Raw genomic sequence first — 15,703 nt, forward strand, 5'->3', positions numbered from 1 at the left:
AGCGTGGCTAGCCATATATCTACTCCTCAACAATTTCGGTCGTATTCGTGGGTCCGGCCGTCGTTGCCCGGGCTGAAGTCCTGAGGGACTCAGCAAGTTTTTCGAGGGTGCGCGCCGTCAGTTCGACGTCGTCCTGGCTCCAGTCCTGCAGCAAGCCCTGGAGGGCGGCCGTCCGCTGGTCCTCGATGACGCGCAGTTTCTCCGCGCCGGTGGCGGACAGGGCGATCAGCTGTGCGCGGCCGTCTTCGGGGTCCGGCCGGCGGACAACATAGCCGTGCTCCTCGAGCTCGGCGATGTGCCGGCTGAGGACCGGCGCGCTGACGCCGAGCCGTTCCGCAAGATGCGTGGCCCGGGATTCGCCCTCCCCCACAAAGCGAAGAACGCCCTGAAGCGCCACTCCGGTGTCCTGCCCGCGCAGGCTGGCGGCGGCTACGCAGCGGACGGCGCGCTGGAGGTCGAAAATTTGGTAGACGAGTTTGGCTGCAGCGTTGGTTTCAACTGACATGATGGACACCCCTTTTTTGTTTGCCCAAGGCAACTATATCTTAAATTGGTTACTTCGGGAAACTAACTCTGTTGTGAGAGGTGCTGTGAGGGGGTGCCATGCGGGTCCCGAAGTGGCGCCGAAAGGGGGCTTAACGACAAACGCGGACCGGCCGGCCTGCCCCTCATCGTGAGGGGCAGACCGGCCGGTCCGCTGTGTTGTGCTGTGCTGTTTTGGGGCAGTGCGGCCCCGGGCCGACTACGTCGCCAGGTGGGTGGGGCCGAACATTTTGAGCAGGGTCTCGACGACGACGACGTTGGGGCCGTCCGCGGCGAAGCCGGCTTTCAGGGCGTCCCCGACGTCCTCGGGGGACACCCGGACGGCCGGGACCCCGAAAGCCTCGGCCAGCTTGACGAAGTCGGGCCGGGCGAGCTCGGTGGCCGTGGCCTTGCCGAAGGCTCCCACCATGTATTCACGCAGGATGCCGTAGCCGCCGTCGTCCACGATCAGCCAGGTGACCGGGACGTTGTGCTGCTTGGCGGTGGCGAGCTCGGAAATGGAGTACATGGCCGAGCCGTCGCCGGAGACGGCCAGCACCCGGGCCGAACCGCCGGGCGTCCCGGTGGTTTCCAGCCCGACGGCACCGCCGATCGCCGCGGGGAAGCCGAAGCCCAGCCCGCCGGCGCCCTGCGCGGAGTGGAACTGGCCCTCGCGGGCGTCCCAGCAGCTCCAGCCCCAGTAGGCGGAGATGGTCATGTCCCAGAACGTCTGCATCGCCGCGGGAACGGCCTCTCGGATGTCGGCCATGAACTTCAGTTCCTTGCCGAGGTCCTGGGACTCGAGCCGTGCGGTGACCTTGGCCAAGGTGTCCTTGACCAGGGCTTCGGGAGAGGTGCCGTGCCAGTCGGCGCGTTCGCCGTGCGGTTCGATCAGGGCCTCGTCGAGGGCGGCGAGGGCCTGGCCGGCGTCGGCCCGGATGCCCAGGCCGGGGCGGTTGGACTCCAGGACCCGGGGTTCGGCGTCGATCTGGATGATCCGTCCGCGCGGTTCAAAGGTGAAGTAGTTGGAGGTGACCTCGCCCAGGGAGGAGCCGATGACGATCAGCACGTCGGCGTCCTGCAACACGTCCGTCATGTGCTGGTCCTCGATCCAGGACTGCAGCGAGAGCTCGTGGTTCCAGGGGAACGCGCCGTTGCCGCCGGGTGTGCACATGACCGGTGCCCGCAGCTTCTCCGCAATCGAGAGCAGCGATTTCTCGGCCCGGCCGCGGCGGGTGCCGCCGCCGGCGATGATGGCGGGACGTTCCGCCGTCGAGAGCCATTTGACGGCTTCCCGGACCAGCTCCACCCGGGGCGGGTTGTCGGCCGCTTCGGCGAGGGCGTCCTCCACCGGCGGCACCATAATGGGGTCCAGCAGCACGTTCTGCGGGATTTCCAGCCAAACCGGGCCTTGCGGCGAGGAGATCGCCTCGGTCCAGGCGTCCTGGATGGCCGAGGGGATGCCGGAGGCGTGCTGGATCAGCCGTTGGGACTTGGTGACGTTCGCGGCCGAGGCCTTCTGGTCATCGAGCTGGTGCAGCATGCCCTTGCGGCGGGCGCCGAGGCCATCGAGCGGGATCTGGCTCGCGACAACGACCATGGGCACGCCGGTGGCGTAGGCCTCCTGCAGCCCGGCCAGGGACGTCAGCGCGCCGGGACCAGTGGAGAGGAACAGCACGCCGACCTCGCCGGTGGCGCGGGAGTAGCCGTCCGCGGCGAAGGCCGAGTTGTTCTCGACCCGGGAGGAGACGAAGTGCAGGTTTCCGCGGCCCATGGCATCGAACAGGCCCAGGGCATGCTGGCCCGGGATGCCGAAGACGGTCTTGGCGCCGAGCGCCTCAAGGGTCTCGACGACGAGGTCTCCGCCGTTGCGCACGCCGGTCATCGCGAAGTCACAGAGGAGCCGAAGCCGGCGGGGCGGCGGGATTCCTGGCCGAGGGCCTGGGCAGCGTAGCCGTTCGGTGCGCCGAAGCGGTCCCCTTCGACGGCGAGGTCCGCCATCAGGGTCACGAGTTCGTAGGCGACGTGGCTTGCCGCCACGCCGGTGATCTCGGCGTGGTCGTAGGCCGGGGCGACCTCGACGACGTCGGCGCCGACCAGGTTCATGCCGCGGAACCCGCGGATGATTTCCAGCAGTTCGCGGCTGGTGAGGCCGCCCGCTTCCGGCGTGCCGGTGCCGGGCGCGTGCGCGGGGTCAAGGACGTCGATGTCCACCGAAATGTAGAGCGGGCGGTTCCCGATCCGGTCCCGGACCTTGGCCACTGTCTCCAGGACGCCCTGGTAGTAGACATCCGAGGACGTGACAATGCCGAAGCCGAAGCGGTGGTCGTCGTCGAGGTCCTTCTTGCCATAAAGCGGGCCGCGGGTGCCGATGTGGCTGATGGCCTCGGTGTCCAGGATGCCTTCCTCGACGGCGCGGCGGAACGGGGTGCCGTGGGTGTATTCGGCACCAAAGTAGGTATCCCACGTGTCCAGGTGGGCATCGAAGTGCAGCATGGCGATGGGGCCGCCGGCGCGCTCGGCAGCGGCGCGCAGCAGCGGCAGGGCGATGGTGTGGTCGCCGCCGAGGGTCAGCAGCTTGCTGCCGGACGCCGTCAGGTCCAGGGCGTTCTGCTGGATGGTTTCGATGGCATCGTTGATGTTGAACGGGTTGACCGCCATGTCACCGGCGTCGGCAACTTGGATGTTCTCGAAGGGGCTGACGTCCCAGGCCGGGTTGTACGGGCGCAACAGACGGCTGGCCTCGCGGATGTGGTTGGACCCGAAGCGGGCGCCGGGGCGGTAGGAGACGCCGGAGTCGAACGGCACGCCGACCACCGTGACGTCAGCCTTGGCCACCTGGTCCAGGCGCGGCAGGCGGGCATATGTGGCAGCCCCGGCGTAGCGTGGGACGCGGGATGAATCGATGGGGCCAAGGTTGCCATTGGCCTCGATGCGCAGCTCTTCCAAAAGAAGCCTCTCCTTCGAGGATTGACCGACGGTTGTGACAGCCATCATACACTCGAAGTTTCGCATTGCGCATCATTTGTTTACCAATGGCGTTACCAGCGGCCTCACGCGATGGCCGAGGCGCCCCGCTCGCCCGTCCGCACGCGGACGGCGTCGCGCACGTCAATGATCCAGATCTTGCCGTCGCCGAAGTGGCCCGTGCGTCCGCCCTCTTCAATGGCTGCCATGACGGCGCCGAGGGCGTCCTCATTGACCAGGACTTCCAGCCGCACTTTGGGCAGCAGGTCGGAGCTGTACTCGGCACCCCGGTACACCTCGATGTGGCCCCGCTGCCGGCCGTAGCCGCTGGCCTGGCTCACAGTCAAGCCGTTGACTCCGGACCGCTCCAGGGCCGCGCTGACGGCGTCAACCCGCTCCGGCCGCACAATGGCCGTCACGAGCTTCATGACGACACCTTGCCGCGCGCGGCCTCACCTTCGGCCTGGGCGTGGGCTGGGGTCTGGGCCTGACCTTCGGCCTGGGCATGGGCAGCATCTGTCCTGGCATGCGGGTCACCGGGGCGGAAGCTGCCGCCGACCATGAGGAGTTCGTACGCCGTTTCGGCGTGTTCCGTCACGTCGATGCCGGAGAGCTCGTTGGCCTCGGAAACGCGCATGCCGATGCTCTTGTGGATCGCGAAGCCAATCAGGGTGGTCATGACGGCGCTCCATGCCGTGACAATCAGCGCGGTGAGGATCTGTGGCCAGAACTGCGCCAGGCCGCCGCCGTAGAAAAGGCCGCCGCCGGTCTTGGCGGACGGCAGCGCGAAGAAGCCCAGGGCCAGGGTCCCCCACAGGCCGCCAACGAAGTGCACAGCCACGACGTCCAGGGAGTCGTCGAGTCCGATCTTGAATTTCAGCCCGACGGCGAGCGCGCAGACGACTCCGGCGATCACTCCGATCAGGATCGCTCCGACGGGGTCGATGAAGCCGCAGGCCGGGGTGACTGCCACGAGTCCCGCGACGGCACCCGAGGCGGCCCCGAGCGAGGTGGCATGCCCGTCGCGCAGCCGCTCGACGAGCAGCCAGCCCAGCAGGGCGGCGCTGGTGGCAAGCAGCGTGTTGGTCCAGGCCAGGGCGGCCGTGGCGTCGGCGGCGAGTTCCGAGCCGGCGTTGAAGCCGAACCAGCCGAACCAGAGCAGTCCCGCGCCGAGCATGACGAACGGCAGGTTGTGCGGACGGATGTTGGGGTCCTTCATGAAGCCCAGCCGCTTGCCCAGAACCACCGCCAGCATGAGTCCGGCTATGCCGGCGTTCATGTGGACCACCGTGCCGCCGGCGAAGTCCAGGGCAGAGATCTTGCTGCCGATGATGCCGGTGGGTCCAAAGAGGCCGCCGCCCCAGACCCAGTGCGCGATCGGCGCGTAGACGAGTGTGACCCAGAGGGCGGCAAAGAGCAGCCAGGGTCCGAACCTGACGCGTTCGGCCACCGCCCCGCTGATGAGCGCGACGGTGATAATGGCGAACGTGGCCTGGAAGCCGACGAAGATCATGTCCGGCAGGCCTGCGGCCTTGGTGCCGATGCTGGTGGTCAGCCCGCTCAGGCCGAAATTAGTGAAGGGATCCCCGACGAATCCGCCCAACGCATCCGGGCCGAAGGCCAGTCCGTAACCCCACAGGGCCCAGACGACGGCCACCACGCCCATGGCGCCGAAGCTCATCATCATGATGTTGAGGACGGACTTCATTCTGACGAGCCCGCCGTAGAAGAACGCAAGCCCGGGGGTCATCAGGAGGACCAGCGCGGACGCCGTGAGCATCCACGCGGTCGATCCGGGGTCAAGGACCTGCGGATCTACTGCCATTCCTACTGCAAGCACAGAGAACTTCATAGCGGGAGCCTTCCTCGAGTGCCGGCGCTACGAGGCGCCGATTCGGCGAGACCATGTGACGTTTTGGGACTGTTGTACGTCCCCCCGCAGATGACGCTACCCACGACGTGTTTCGGGAAGGCATTCCGATTCTTGCCGGCACGTTACATGGAGGCCCCGGGCATTAAATTGCCGTTTCCGGCAGATTTCCGGCATGTGACGCAAGTCTCACCAGAACCCCAGGTGGCCGGTCGGCGCTCCTTCCCGGTTGCTCCACACCCGTCCCTGGCCCCGCCCCGGGATCCAGAGCTTTTCCCGGCCGCGGAGCTGCGCCCGCGCCGGGCAACCGGGAAGGAAGGCAGGCAGCGCCCGCCGGTGAATTCGCAACCGCCGAATTGCCAGCAGAGCCCCCTGTCCGCTTGACCCCATGCCCACATAGCCCCATTGCCGTCTTCCATGGTTCAGGCCGGCCCTGTGGACTGGCGACATGGACCCCATCAACTACCTTGCACAACTCGGCGGAGTCGCCGGGACCGGCCAGTTTTTGGCCGCGGGATACTCCCGGACGGACATCGTCAGGCTGACGAGGGCGGGGGCACGCCAACCCAGGCGAGGAGTGTTCATGCTCGCCGAGTGCCAGCCGGAGCTCGCTGCGGCCATTTGGCACAATGCCCGGGTCACCTGCGCCAGTGCGGCCGCGCACTACGGCCTGTGGCTTAGAGACCTTCCGGCCCAGCATCATCTGGCCTGCAACCACGGCCACGGAACCGGCTTCATCAGGCACCGGACCATCAGGTTCGATGGCCCTGCCCAGCTGCCAGTGGCCGCGGTCGGGGACGTTGCGCTGCATGCCCTGTCGTGCTTGAGGCCGCCCGCATCAACAGCCCTGGCGACATCAGCCATGCGCTTACATGGCGTTCCCCTCGAATTGCTGAAGGCCCAGCTCATCGGCGACCGGTCAGGTCCGGTACTCCAGGCCCTGCGGCAGGTGGATTTACGCGCCGAGTCAATCGTGGAGGTAGATGCCCAGCATCTCTTCAAGGCAAACGGAATCGGCTTCGACACCCAAGTCCAGCTCCCGGGAATCGGCCGGGTCGACTTCCTGATTGAGGGATTCCTCATCGTGGAAGTGGACGGCTACGCATTCCATTCCGACCGCGAGGCCATGCGCCGGGACCTGGGGCGAAACAACGCCTCCACGGTCAACGGGTTTGCCGTGCTGAGGTACATGCCGGAGCACATCTGGTTTGAGCCGGAGCGTGTCATCGCTGAAATTCGAGCCGTGCTGAGCCGGACCCCGCGCAGACCGTGACTTTCCTGCCCACTTGCCTCCGGGCCGGCCGCGGACCACCCGCTAGATTCCGGGACTGGGCGCTGGCCCGCGGCCCCCGTCGGCTTAGCAACCGGGAAGGAGTGCGGCGGCACCCGGCACCGGAACGCAGCCAGGCCCGCCTATGACCTCAGCGGCTGGCGGCAGGGACCAGCACCCACAGAACCTCGACGGCGTCGTCGGTGGGGTTGACCCAGGTGTGGGGTTCCCGGCCGGGGAACGTCACAGTGTCCCCGGTGCTGAGCTCGAATTCCTCATTGGTGAGGATCAGCCGGATGCTTCCCTTGACCACGTGCAGGACGTCGACGTCGCAGTCCACGGCATAGAGCTCGGACTCGCCGCGCCCGCGCGGCTCAATCACAGCCTGGATGATCTGGACGCGGCGCTCGGAGCGAGCGGTCAGCAGCCGCTCGACGATCCCCTCACCGCCGAGGGAGATCCGGGGGCCCTCGTTCTGCTTCGTGAGGTGCGTTTCGGGTGCGGCAAAGAGGTCGCCGATCGAGATGGACAGGACCTGGCACAGCGTCACCAAGGAAGCGACCGAGGGCGATGTGAGGTCCCGTTCAACCCGGCTCAGGAATCCCTTGGTGAGCCCGGTGGCGTCCGCGACCTGTTCAATGGTGAGCCGCTGGGACTGCCTGGCGGCGCGGATCCGCGAACCGATGGCAACGGGAACATTGCTCGGTTCAACTGGTAGAGCCTTCATTTAGGAACCTTTCACGGCCGGCCGCTTGGCCCCATCATTGGAGCAATCCTAGCGGGAGCGGGCCTTCGTGACGCGGATGCGGCGGCAGCACGCGCTGCGCCTTGACTGTTACCGGGGTCACAACATACTCTTTTTGGCAACATGTGTTGCCTATTGGGCAATACCGGAGGTTCCGACGGACATCCTCCACCAACCACTTCACGCAGCAGCAGCCTTGCCGAACACACTGTTGAGGCCCGGCAATGCGCATCCGCTGCCAACCAGCTCCAAGGAGCCCTTAATGGACGCAAGTTTCGTCAACATCGCAATCGTGGTGGTGTACCTGGCCGCCATGCTGGCGTTCGGATGGTGGGGCAAGTCCCGCACCAAGAACAATAGCGACTTCCTCGTCGCCGGCCGACGCCTCGGCCCGTTCCTCTACACCGGCACCATGGCCGCCGTCGTCCTGGGCGGCGCCTCCACTGTCGGCGGGGTGGGCCTGGGCTACAAGTTCGGCATCTCCGGCATGTGGCTCGTCGTGGCAATCGGCGCCGGCGTCCTGCTGCTGAGCCTGCTCTTCGCCCCCACCATTCAAAAGCTGAAGATCTACACCGTGTCCCAGATGCTGACCCTGCGCTACGGCAGTAAGTCCACGCAGACCTCCGGCATCGTGATGCTCGCCTACACGCTGATGCTCTGCGCCACCTCCACCAGCGCCTACGCCACCATCTTCGTGGTGCTCTTCGGCTGGGACCGTGCCCTCGCCATCGCCGTCGGCGGGGCAATCGTATTGGTCTACTCGACCATCGGCGGCATGTGGTCCATCACCCTGGCCGACCAGGTCCAGTTCGTCATCAAGACCGTCGGCATCTTCGTGCTGATGCTGCCGTTCACGCTCAACGCCGCCGGCGGCCTCGACGGCATCCGTGCCCGTGTTGACGCCAGCTTCTTCCAGATTGACGGCATCGGCGTCCAGACGATCATCACCTACTTTGTCGTCTACACCCTCGGCCTGCTGATCGGCCAGGACATCTGGCAACGCGTCTTCACCGCCAAGACCCCAACTGTTGCCCGCTGGGGCGGCGCCACCGCCGGCGTCTACTGCATCCTCTACGGCGCTGCCGGCGCCCTGATCGGCCTCGGCGCCCGGGTTGCGCTGCCGAACATCGACGTCAAGGCCCTCGGCAAGGACGTTGTCTACGCCGAGGTCGCCACCCACCTGCTGCCCATCGGCATCGGCGGCCTCGTGCTCGCCGCCGCCGTCGCCGCCATGATGTCCACCGCCTCCGGCGCCTTGATCGCGGCCGCCACCGTGGCCCGCGCCGATGTGGTCCCGTTCGTCGCCGGCTGGTTCGGCAAGACCATCAACACCGACGACACGGACAACCCGGAGCACGACGTCCGCGCCAACCGCATGTGGGTCCTGGGACTCGGCATCGTGGCTATCGTCATCGCCATCATCACCAAGGACGTCGTCGCCGCCCTGACCATTGCCTACGACATCCTGGTCGGCGGCCTGCTCGTGGCCATCCTCGGCGGCCTGGTCTGGAAGCGCGGCACCGGTGTGGCCGCCGCCGCGTCCATGGCGGTGGGTACGGTCATCACGCTCGGCACCATGATCGTGCTGGAAATCAACGCCGAAGTACCGCTGGACGGCATCTACGCCAACGAGCCGATCTACTACGGCCTCGCGGCATCCGCTGTCGTCTACATCGTCGTGTCGCTGCTGACTAAGCCGACGGATTCCGCCGTCATGAAGAACTGGCAGCGGCGAGTTGCCGGCGAGGCATCCGAGAGCGCACACATTTCGGTGCCGTCGCACTAGGTTCCTGACGCCTATAGTCCTGACCCACTGGGTCCTGACGGCGAGTTAACGGTCGACGGCGGCGCTCCCCTTCCGGGGGCGCCGCCGTCGGCCTTTAAGGCACCTAAGAGTCCGCGGGATTCACTCGTTCTCTTCGGGTTCCAGGAATTCTTCCCCCTCCAGAGGCACCACCGGTTTCTCGTCGCCCAGGAAGTCCTCCGCGTCCAGCGGAATGAGCCGATCAGCCTCTTGGAGAAGCTCCTCGTCCTCGGTCTCCGCGGCATCACTGACGGGCGCGTCCTCGGCGTAGTCGTAGGCGGGATCGGACTCGAGTGACTCCCTGGCCGGCTGGATGGGGTGTGATGCGGTGCTATCCATGATGCAACCTCCATGCGGCGTCGGTGGTGGCAAGGCCCCGGGGAACCCGCCCTGGGTTTCATTCGACCACCGCGAAAACGGACGGTCAAGGGCTCACAATTGCTGGCGGAAAGCAGCGACAGACGGCCCCGCCGCGGCAGGCCAGTTGCGGGCTGCCTAAACTTTCCACTGAGGATTGCCAGCCGGAAAAGCGCGGAATTACGGGGTACTCTGGAGTCGCAATGGGGCCGGACCACGCCCGACCAAACCCAGGAGTTTTTCGTGTCTCAGCACACCGAATCGGAATGCAACGATTCTTCGCAGCAACACCCGACACAAGCCGCTTCGGCCCGCAGCACGGACCCGCATCCCGCCCCGCCGCACGTCTCCCCTGCCTCCGGCGCAACTCCCGTCACCGCACCAAGCCCAGCTTCCAGCCCAGATCCGAGCGCAGATCCGAGCGCCGCGGACATCAAGCGCTGGCGCCAGTATCTCGCCGATGAGCGTGCCGAGGCGGCCGTCTACCGTGACCTGGCGCAGAACCGTTCCGGCGAGGAGCGCGCCATCCTGCTGGCCCTGGCCGAGGCCGAGGGACGCCATGAGGCGCACTGGATCCAGTTGCTGGGCGAGCACGCCGGCAAGGACCGGCATGCCTCACTGCGGAGCCGGTTCCTGGGCTTCCTGGCCCGGCACTTTGGCTCGGTCTTCGTCTTGGCGCTGGCCCAGCGGGCGGAGAGCCGCTCCCCCTACGCCACTGAAACGTTCGCTACCCCGGCCATGGTCGCCGACGAGCAGATCCATGAGGAAGTGGTCCGCGGACTGGCCACCCGGGGCCGCAACCGGCTGGCGGGAACGTTCCGGGCTGCCGTCTTCGGCGCCAACGACGGGCTGGTCAGCAACCTGTCCCTCGTCATGGGCATGGCGGCCTCGGGCGTGGGGAGCCAGGTGGTGCTTCTCAGCGGCGTCGCCGGGCTGCTGGCCGGCGCACTGTCCATGGGCGCCGGCGAGTTCATTTCCGTGCGGTCGCAGCGGGAGCTCCTCGCCGCGACGCGTCCCACCCAGATCACGTTGGCGGCGGCGCCGCTGCTGGATATCGAGCACAACGAACTCTTGCTCGTTTACCTGGCCCGCGGCATGTCCCGGGAGGCCGCCGAGCACCGCGTCGCGGAGCGGATGGGCCTGCTGGACTGCGACTGCGATCCGAGCCTTTCCCTGCGCCCGGAACTGCCCGAAAGCGAGGACCAGCACGAGGCTGTCGGCACCGCGTGGGGCGCGGCGGCGTCGAGCTTCTGCTTCTTCGCGTCCGGCGCCATCATCCCCATCATTCCCTTCCTGCTGGGGATGACGGGAATCGCCGCACTGGTGGTTTCGGCTTCCCTGGTCGGTTTGGCGCTGCTGCTCACCGGCGGCGTCGTGGGCCTGCTCTCGGGCACCTCGCCCGCCACCCGCGGCCTGCGCCAACTGGCCATCGGCATGGGCGCAGCCGGCGTGACGTACTTGCTGGGCATGGCCTTTGGCGCCGTGGTTGGCTAGTGGAAGGTCCTGAATTTCGGGACCGGGGGCCGCGACACAGCCGGGGCGCCACGGCGCTGCGGGTTGCCAGGAACCTTACCGCCGCCGCGGTGATCGCCGGCGGGGCCTTCCTCACGGCAGGACTGGTCTACGGCGACCCTCGATTCACCGGCCTCTTCGAGGTCCCCCGCGGAACGGGACACGAAACAGGGGACAACGCAGGCCGTGCCCAGCCGGTGGCACCACGGTCCGGCCAGGCATCCGGCCAGCCTGCCGTGCCGGCCGAGGGGGACCGGACGGACACTCCCCCGCCCGGGCTCGAGGAGCAGGACAAACCCCTCGGCACGCCCCGGAAACCGGAGACCGCCAGCACCTCCTACAAGTTCCTCGCGACGAACGGCGACGGCACTCCGGTGGGGTATTCGCCATGCCGGCCTCTGCACTACGTCATCAATGCCGTCCTGGCCCCGCAGGGCGCCGAGCGGCTCGTGGAAGACTCCATCCGGACGATCTCGGAGGCCACCGGGATCAAGTTCATCAATGACGGCCCTACATCCGAGGCGCCCTCGCCAACCCGCGCGCCCTACCAGAAGAATCTTTACGGGGACCGGTGGGCGCCGCTACTGATCGCCTGGACCACGCCGGAGCATGCCCCGCAGCTTAAAGGCCCGGTGATCGGCACCGGCGGCAGCACGCACTTCAGTTTTGGCGACGGTCCCAAGAGCTTTGTGACCGGCAGCCTGGAACTGGACGCCCCGCAAATCGCGGAAGACCTGGACCGGCCCGAGGGTGCGGCCTATGCCACGGCCGTGATCCTGCACGAACTCGGCCACGTGATGGGCCTGGAGCATGTGGATGACCCGGCCCAGCTGATGTACCCGGAGATCGGGGCCCCGGACGGGCTTGCCGACGGCGACCTGAACGGGCTCTACCAGCTCGGCCACGCCCAGTGCCGCAAGGATCTCTGACCCCCGTTGCGCTCCTGACACCCGTTGCGCTATCACTCTGGGCGGCCATTCAGGGATTTTAGGACCCCAAAGTGATACCGCAACGGGGGTGCGTGCAGGTTGGGTGCGGGCAGGTCAGGAGACCTGGAGGCCGCCGTTGATGTCATACGTGGCCGCGGTGATGTAACCGGCGTCCGGGCCGAGCAGGAAGGCGATCAGGGCCGCCACTTCCTCGCGGCTGCCGACGCGTCCCATCATGATGCCCTCGGACATCTGAGCCTTGCGGTCCTCGCTCAGCGTGCCGCCCATGATGTCGGTGTCGATGGGGCCGGGGGCGATGGCGTTGACGGTGACGCCGAATTCGCCCACCTCGCGGGCCAGGGCACGGGTGAATCCGATGATCCCGGCCTTGGAAGCGCTGTACGCGACCTTGGAGTAGGTGCCGCCACCCCGCTGGGCCGAAATCGAGGAGATGCTCACGATCCGGCCAAGCTTGCGCTCGATCATGCCCTTTAGCACCCGCTGGGAGACGATGAAGGATCCGCGCATGTTGATGGCGAAGACCTTGTCCCATTCCTCGACTGTGGTTTCCATGAACGTCGTCGGGGAACTGATACCGGCCAGGTTGGCCAGGGCCACGATCGGGGGCAGCGCGCCCTCGACCTCGGTGATGGCCCGGTCCACCGAAGCGGCGTCCGAGACGTCGGCGCCGACGCCGATGGCCTTGACCGCGCGGTTGGAACCGATCTCGGCGGCAGCTGCGGCAGCATCCTCGGCATTGATGTCCAGGATGACGATGGACCAGCCCTCGCTGGCCAGACGGTCGGCGGCGGCGCGGCCAATGCCGCGGGCTGACGCGGCACCGGTCAGGACCACGGTGCGTTCAGTGGGGAAGGGGGTAATTGATGTCATGAAGGAGGTTCCTTTTCGGGGAGTTCGGGATCTTGGGGATCAGAGTGCTTTGGCCGGGGCGACGACGGCGGCAGCCGCTGCGACCGCGGGGTCAAGGGCGGCGTCGCCCTCCGGGCGCCTGCGGGCGTAGAGGTAGGTGGCCACGGCGGTGAGGAACAGGCACAGGGACAGGAACAGCAGCCCGCTCTGGTTGCTGCCGGTGGCGTCCTTGAGGAGGCCGACGGCGTACGGGGAGATGAAGCCGCCGAGGTTTCCGAGGGAGTTCACCAAGGCCAGACCGGAGGCGGCGGCCGCACCGGTCAGGGCGGCGGAGGGCATCGAGAGGAAGGGGGCGATGGCCCCGTAGATCCCCATGGCCGAGACTGTCAGGCCGATCATCGCAAGGATTGGGTTGACCGGGAGCAGGTAGCCGGCGGCGAGGAGTCCCACGCCTGCGAGCACCATGCTGACCGCGGAGTGCCAGGCCCGCTTGCCCGTCCGGTCCGCGCGCTTGCTCCAGAAGTAGACGAATACGGCGGCCACGGCATAGGGGATGAAGACGATGAAGCCGACCTCGGCGGTGGAGAAATTGCCCAGGGCCGCGACGATGGTGGGCATCCACAGACCCAGGCCGTAGATCCCGCACACCAGGCCGAAGTACAGGGCCGAGTAGACCAGGGTGCGCTTGTCCTTGAGGCCGGCCAGGAAGTTGTGCTTGCCCGACTGTGACTTGGCGGCCAGTTCGGCGTCCATGGTGGCGGTGAGCCAGTTGCGCTCGTCGGCGTCGAGCCATTTGGCGTCCCGCGGGCGGTCCGTCATGAGGATGGGCGTCAGAAGGCCCAGCGCGATCGCCGGGATGCCTTCGATGATGTAGAGCCACTGCCAGCCCTGGAGGCCCATGACGCCGTCCATCTGCAGGAGGAGCCCGGAGACCGGGGCGCCGAGCGCATTGGAGACAGGCTGGGCGAGGATGAAGATGCCCAGCACGGTGACGCGCTGCGCGGCGGGGAACCACAGCGTCAGGTAGAACAGGATCGCAGGGAAGAAGCCGGCCTCGGCGGCACCGAGCAGGAACCGGACGATGAAGTAGGTACTTTCACCGTTCACCAGGCACATGGCGGTGGCGAAGATGCCCCACGTGATCAGGATGCGGGCCAGCCACTTCCTGGCCCCGAACCGGTACATGCCCGCGTTGCTGGGAACCTCGAGGAGGGCGTAACCGAGGAAGAAGATGCCGGCGCCCAGACCGTAAGCGGCGGAGTTCAGGCCGATGTCCTCGCTCATGGTGAGCTTGGCGAATCCGACGTTGTTGCGGTCCAAATAGGCAACGAAGTAGAGCAGGACAATCAAGGGCATGGCGGCGGCGGACCTTGCGCAGCGTACGGTCGCCCAGTTCGCCGAGTCCGAAGGACTTGGGGGCTAATGAAGTCATCATCGACCTTCTTACGTGTTTTCCTGCCCTGCGGCTGTGCCGGGTCAGAAAATGGCTTGAATGGGGGTGGTCATCCTGCCCGCCTGGAAGCGCGTGCTGCAGGAATCTTGTTGAGTCAGATGTCAGACATCTGATTCAAGGACTAGGCACGATCTTAGAATGTGATTCGGGTTACGTCAATGGCCCGGGGGCGGACGTCAGGACTTGGCGCCCCGCACGTACCGTTCGTAGTCCGCATTGGTCTGGTCCATGTGCTCATCCATCGCCTGCCGCGAGCGCTCGGCGTCGCCGCTGAGGATGCTGTCCATGACCCGCTGGTGGTAATCGATGGCATGCTGCTGGATCACACCGACAGCCGACGTCTCGCGGCGGGTGATGTACAAAAGCTGGCCCAGCTGGCCGAACAGGGCACGGACGAACGGGTTGCCGGAGGCCCTCAGGACGGCGTCGTGGAAGCCAATGTCCGCTTCGACGAAGCGGTCCAGGTCGCCTGACTCGTGGAAGCGCTTCATGTCCTCGATGCACTCGCGCATCCGCTCGGCGTGCTCCGGTGTGTAGCGTTTGGCGGCCAGCGCGGCGGCCCCGGTCTCCACCATGCGCCGCATCTCGATCAGGCCCACCGAGACCTGATCGGCCGCGTTGCCGTGGGAAGCGGCCTTGAAGATCGCGTCCAGGCCGGTCCAGTTGTCCGTGGGGTTGACGAAGGTTCCCCTGCCGGCCTTCACATAGAGGATGTTTTGTGCGCGGAGCGCCTTGAGGGCTTCGCGCACGGTCAGCCGGCTGACGCCGTAAGCCTTGGCGATATCTGCTTCCGGCGGAATCGTGCTGTGGGGCTGGAGCTTTCCGTCAAGGATGTCGTTTAGCAGGCCGTCGACGAGATCGTCGACCAGAGTCCTGCGGCCCATCCCAGTTCCCACCTTCAGTCGCGTTTCGTGCTGCCCTCCACATTACCCAAGTCCGGGTGCGCGGCCATGTAGGCGTCCAGCTTGGCCAACGTCTGTTCCAGGTTGGCCGGATGGCGGCGCAGATAACCGGCCAGCCGGAGCATGCTCTTGCCGCGGACACGCCGCGCATCCCACTGTTCGGTGACCAGCGTGCCGGCAGTGCCGTCCGGGCCCGTGGACGGTTCGAGCAGGTAGCGCCACACATGGCCGTAGAAGTGCCGCCACGCGATCCGGCGGCCTTCCTCGAATTCGCAGACCCTATTGAGGATCTTGTAGTTCACCCGCATGTTCATTTCCATGCCGAACCTGGCACCGAGGTACAGCCGCCTGGGTCCGCGCGGCTGGGCGCCCTTCACGGTGCCCGAGCCGTCAGTCACGCTGTGCAGGGCCGGCGTGGCGAGTACGTCGAAGATGGTACCGGGGGCAGCGGCGATGTACCGGCTGCGGGACACGAGATAGCGGGCGTTCATCTGGCAATCCT

15 protein-coding genes are annotated in these 15,703 nt (G+C 66.8%); 4 read left to right on the forward strand and 11 right to left on the reverse strand.

Features of this window, described 5'->3' with window-relative positions; all coding sequences use genetic code 11:
- Positions 1–19: 19 nt before the first annotated feature.
- From AC1DKQ_RS11170 to AC1DKQ_RS11190, 5 genes are all read right to left on the reverse strand, one after another.
- Positions 20–505, reverse strand: a complete 486-nt coding sequence (locus AC1DKQ_RS11170; protein WP_476884965.1) for a MarR family winged helix-turn-helix transcriptional regulator — start codon at positions 503–505, stop codon at positions 20–22.
- A gap of 237 nt (positions 506–742) precedes the next feature.
- Positions 743–2,407 (reverse strand): thiamine pyrophosphate-binding protein, encoded by a 1,665-nt coding sequence (locus AC1DKQ_RS11175; RefSeq protein WP_476919027.1) that lies wholly within the window; start codon positions 2,405–2,407, stop codon positions 743–745.
- Positions 2,404–3,471: an agmatinase gene (gene speB, locus AC1DKQ_RS11180; protein WP_476884967.1), complete on the reverse strand. Its 1,068-nt coding sequence runs from the start codon at positions 3,469–3,471 to the stop codon at positions 2,404–2,406. The genes AC1DKQ_RS11175 and speB overlap by 4 nt, the downstream gene beginning before the upstream one ends.
- A gap of 104 nt (positions 3,472–3,575) precedes the next feature.
- The gene (locus AC1DKQ_RS11185; RefSeq protein WP_476884968.1) at positions 3,576–3,917 is read right to left on the reverse strand and encodes a P-II family nitrogen regulator; all 342 of its coding nucleotides are present in this window, start codon (positions 3,915–3,917) and stop codon (positions 3,576–3,578) included.
- Positions 3,914–5,341 carry an ammonium transporter gene (locus tag AC1DKQ_RS11190; RefSeq protein WP_476884969.1) on the reverse strand — a complete coding sequence of 476 codons (1,428 nt, stop codon included), beginning with the start codon at positions 5,339–5,341 and terminating at the stop codon, positions 3,914–3,916. The genes AC1DKQ_RS11185 and AC1DKQ_RS11190 overlap by 4 nt, the downstream gene beginning before the upstream one ends.
- A gap of 466 nt (positions 5,342–5,807) precedes the next feature.
- Between AC1DKQ_RS11190 and AC1DKQ_RS11195 the strand changes: the two genes are divergently transcribed.
- Positions 5,808–6,632 (forward strand): DUF559 domain-containing protein, encoded by an 825-nt coding sequence (locus AC1DKQ_RS11195; RefSeq protein ID WP_476919028.1) that lies wholly within the window; start codon positions 5,808–5,810, stop codon positions 6,630–6,632.
- A 148-nt stretch (positions 6,633–6,780) separates the two neighbouring features.
- Here the strand turns inward: AC1DKQ_RS11195 and AC1DKQ_RS11200 are convergent, their stop codons facing one another.
- Positions 6,781–7,356: a helix-turn-helix domain-containing protein gene (locus AC1DKQ_RS11200; protein WP_018775913.1), complete on the reverse strand. Its 576-nt coding sequence runs from the start codon at positions 7,354–7,356 to the stop codon at positions 6,781–6,783.
- 280 nt (positions 7,357–7,636) lie between these two features.
- Between AC1DKQ_RS11200 and AC1DKQ_RS11205 the strand changes: the two genes are divergently transcribed.
- Positions 7,637–9,160: a sodium:solute symporter family protein gene (locus AC1DKQ_RS11205; protein WP_476919029.1), complete on the forward strand. Its 1,524-nt coding sequence runs from the start codon at positions 7,637–7,639 to the stop codon at positions 9,158–9,160.
- Positions 9,161–9,280: 120 nt separating this feature from the next.
- On the opposite strand, the gene AC1DKQ_RS11210 is transcribed toward AC1DKQ_RS11205, so the two are convergent.
- Entirely contained in the window at positions 9,281–9,517 is a 237-nt protein-coding gene (locus tag AC1DKQ_RS11210) for a hypothetical protein (protein WP_476884972.1), read from the reverse strand.
- 261 nt (positions 9,518–9,778) lie between these two features.
- Here AC1DKQ_RS11210 and AC1DKQ_RS11215 point away from each other — a divergent pair, with 261 nt between their 5' ends.
- The gene (locus AC1DKQ_RS11215) at positions 9,779–11,029 is read left to right on the forward strand and encodes a VIT1/CCC1 transporter family protein (RefSeq protein ID WP_476919030.1); all 1,251 of its coding nucleotides are present in this window, start codon (positions 9,779–9,781) and stop codon (positions 11,027–11,029) included.
- Positions 11,029–11,976, forward strand: coding sequence for a matrixin family metalloprotease (locus AC1DKQ_RS11220; RefSeq protein WP_476919031.1), 948 nt, complete (start codon positions 11,029–11,031; stop codon positions 11,974–11,976). Before AC1DKQ_RS11215 ends, AC1DKQ_RS11220 begins: the two co-directional genes overlap by 1 nt.
- Before the next feature lie 114 nt (positions 11,977–12,090).
- Here AC1DKQ_RS11220 and AC1DKQ_RS11225 read toward each other — a convergent pair whose 3' ends face one another.
- From AC1DKQ_RS11225 to AC1DKQ_RS11240, 4 genes are all read right to left on the reverse strand, one after another.
- The gene (locus tag AC1DKQ_RS11225) at positions 12,091–12,867 is read right to left on the reverse strand and encodes an SDR family NAD(P)-dependent oxidoreductase (RefSeq protein ID WP_476884975.1); all 777 of its coding nucleotides are present in this window, start codon (positions 12,865–12,867) and stop codon (positions 12,091–12,093) included.
- Positions 12,868–12,906: 39 nt separating this feature from the next.
- Positions 12,907–14,202, reverse strand: coding sequence for an MFS transporter (locus tag AC1DKQ_RS11230; RefSeq protein WP_476919032.1), 1,296 nt, complete (start codon positions 14,200–14,202; stop codon positions 12,907–12,909).
- A 273-nt stretch (positions 14,203–14,475) separates the two neighbouring features.
- On the reverse strand, positions 14,476–15,183 hold the full coding sequence (locus AC1DKQ_RS11235; protein WP_476884977.1) for a FadR/GntR family transcriptional regulator: 708 nt from the start codon (positions 15,181–15,183) through the stop codon (positions 14,476–14,478).
- 14 nt (positions 15,184–15,197) lie between these two features.
- On the reverse strand, positions 15,198–15,692 hold the full coding sequence (locus AC1DKQ_RS11240) for an SRPBCC family protein (RefSeq protein ID WP_476884978.1): 495 nt from the start codon (positions 15,690–15,692) through the stop codon (positions 15,198–15,200).
- Positions 15,693–15,703: the final 11 nt, after the last annotated feature.

This window comes from Arthrobacter sp. 05L421 (assembly GCF_056397785.1).

Excerpts from the sequence above, each read along its gene's own strand:
- AC1DKQ_RS11170 (WP_476884965.1), bottom strand. The coding sequence starts at position 505 with ATGTCAGTTGAAACCAACGCTGCAGCCAAACTCGTCTACCAAATTTTC.
- AC1DKQ_RS11175 (WP_476919027.1), bottom strand. The coding sequence starts at position 2,407 with ATGACCGGCGTGCGCAACGGCGGAGACCTCGTCGTCGAGACCCTTGAG.
- AC1DKQ_RS11185 (WP_476884968.1), bottom strand. The coding sequence starts at position 3,917 with ATGAAGCTCGTGACGGCCATTGTGCGGCCGGAGCGGGTTGACGCCGTC.
- AC1DKQ_RS11190 (WP_476884969.1), bottom strand. The coding sequence starts at position 5,341 with ATGAAGTTCTCTGTGCTTGCAGTAGGAATGGCAGTAGATCCGCAGGTC.
- AC1DKQ_RS11195 (WP_476919028.1), top strand. The coding sequence starts at position 5,808 with ATGGACCCCATCAACTACCTTGCACAACTCGGCGGAGTCGCCGGGACC.
- AC1DKQ_RS11200 (WP_018775913.1), bottom strand. The coding sequence starts at position 7,356 with ATGAAGGCTCTACCAGTTGAACCGAGCAATGTTCCCGTTGCCATCGGT.
- AC1DKQ_RS11205 (WP_476919029.1), top strand. The coding sequence starts at position 7,637 with ATGGACGCAAGTTTCGTCAACATCGCAATCGTGGTGGTGTACCTGGCC.
- AC1DKQ_RS11210 (WP_476884972.1), bottom strand. The coding sequence starts at position 9,517 with ATGGATAGCACCGCATCACACCCCATCCAGCCGGCCAGGGAGTCACTC.
- AC1DKQ_RS11225 (WP_476884975.1), bottom strand. The coding sequence starts at position 12,867 with ATGACATCAATTACCCCCTTCCCCACTGAACGCACCGTGGTCCTGACC.
- AC1DKQ_RS11230 (WP_476919032.1), bottom strand. The coding sequence starts at position 14,202 with ATGCCCTTGATTGTCCTGCTCTACTTCGTTGCCTATTTGGACCGCAAC.
- AC1DKQ_RS11235 (WP_476884977.1), bottom strand. The coding sequence starts at position 15,183 with ATGGGCCGCAGGACTCTGGTCGACGATCTCGTCGACGGCCTGCTAAAC.
- AC1DKQ_RS11240 (WP_476884978.1), bottom strand. The coding sequence starts at position 15,692 with ATGAACGCCCGCTATCTCGTGTCCCGCAGCCGGTACATCGCCGCTGCC.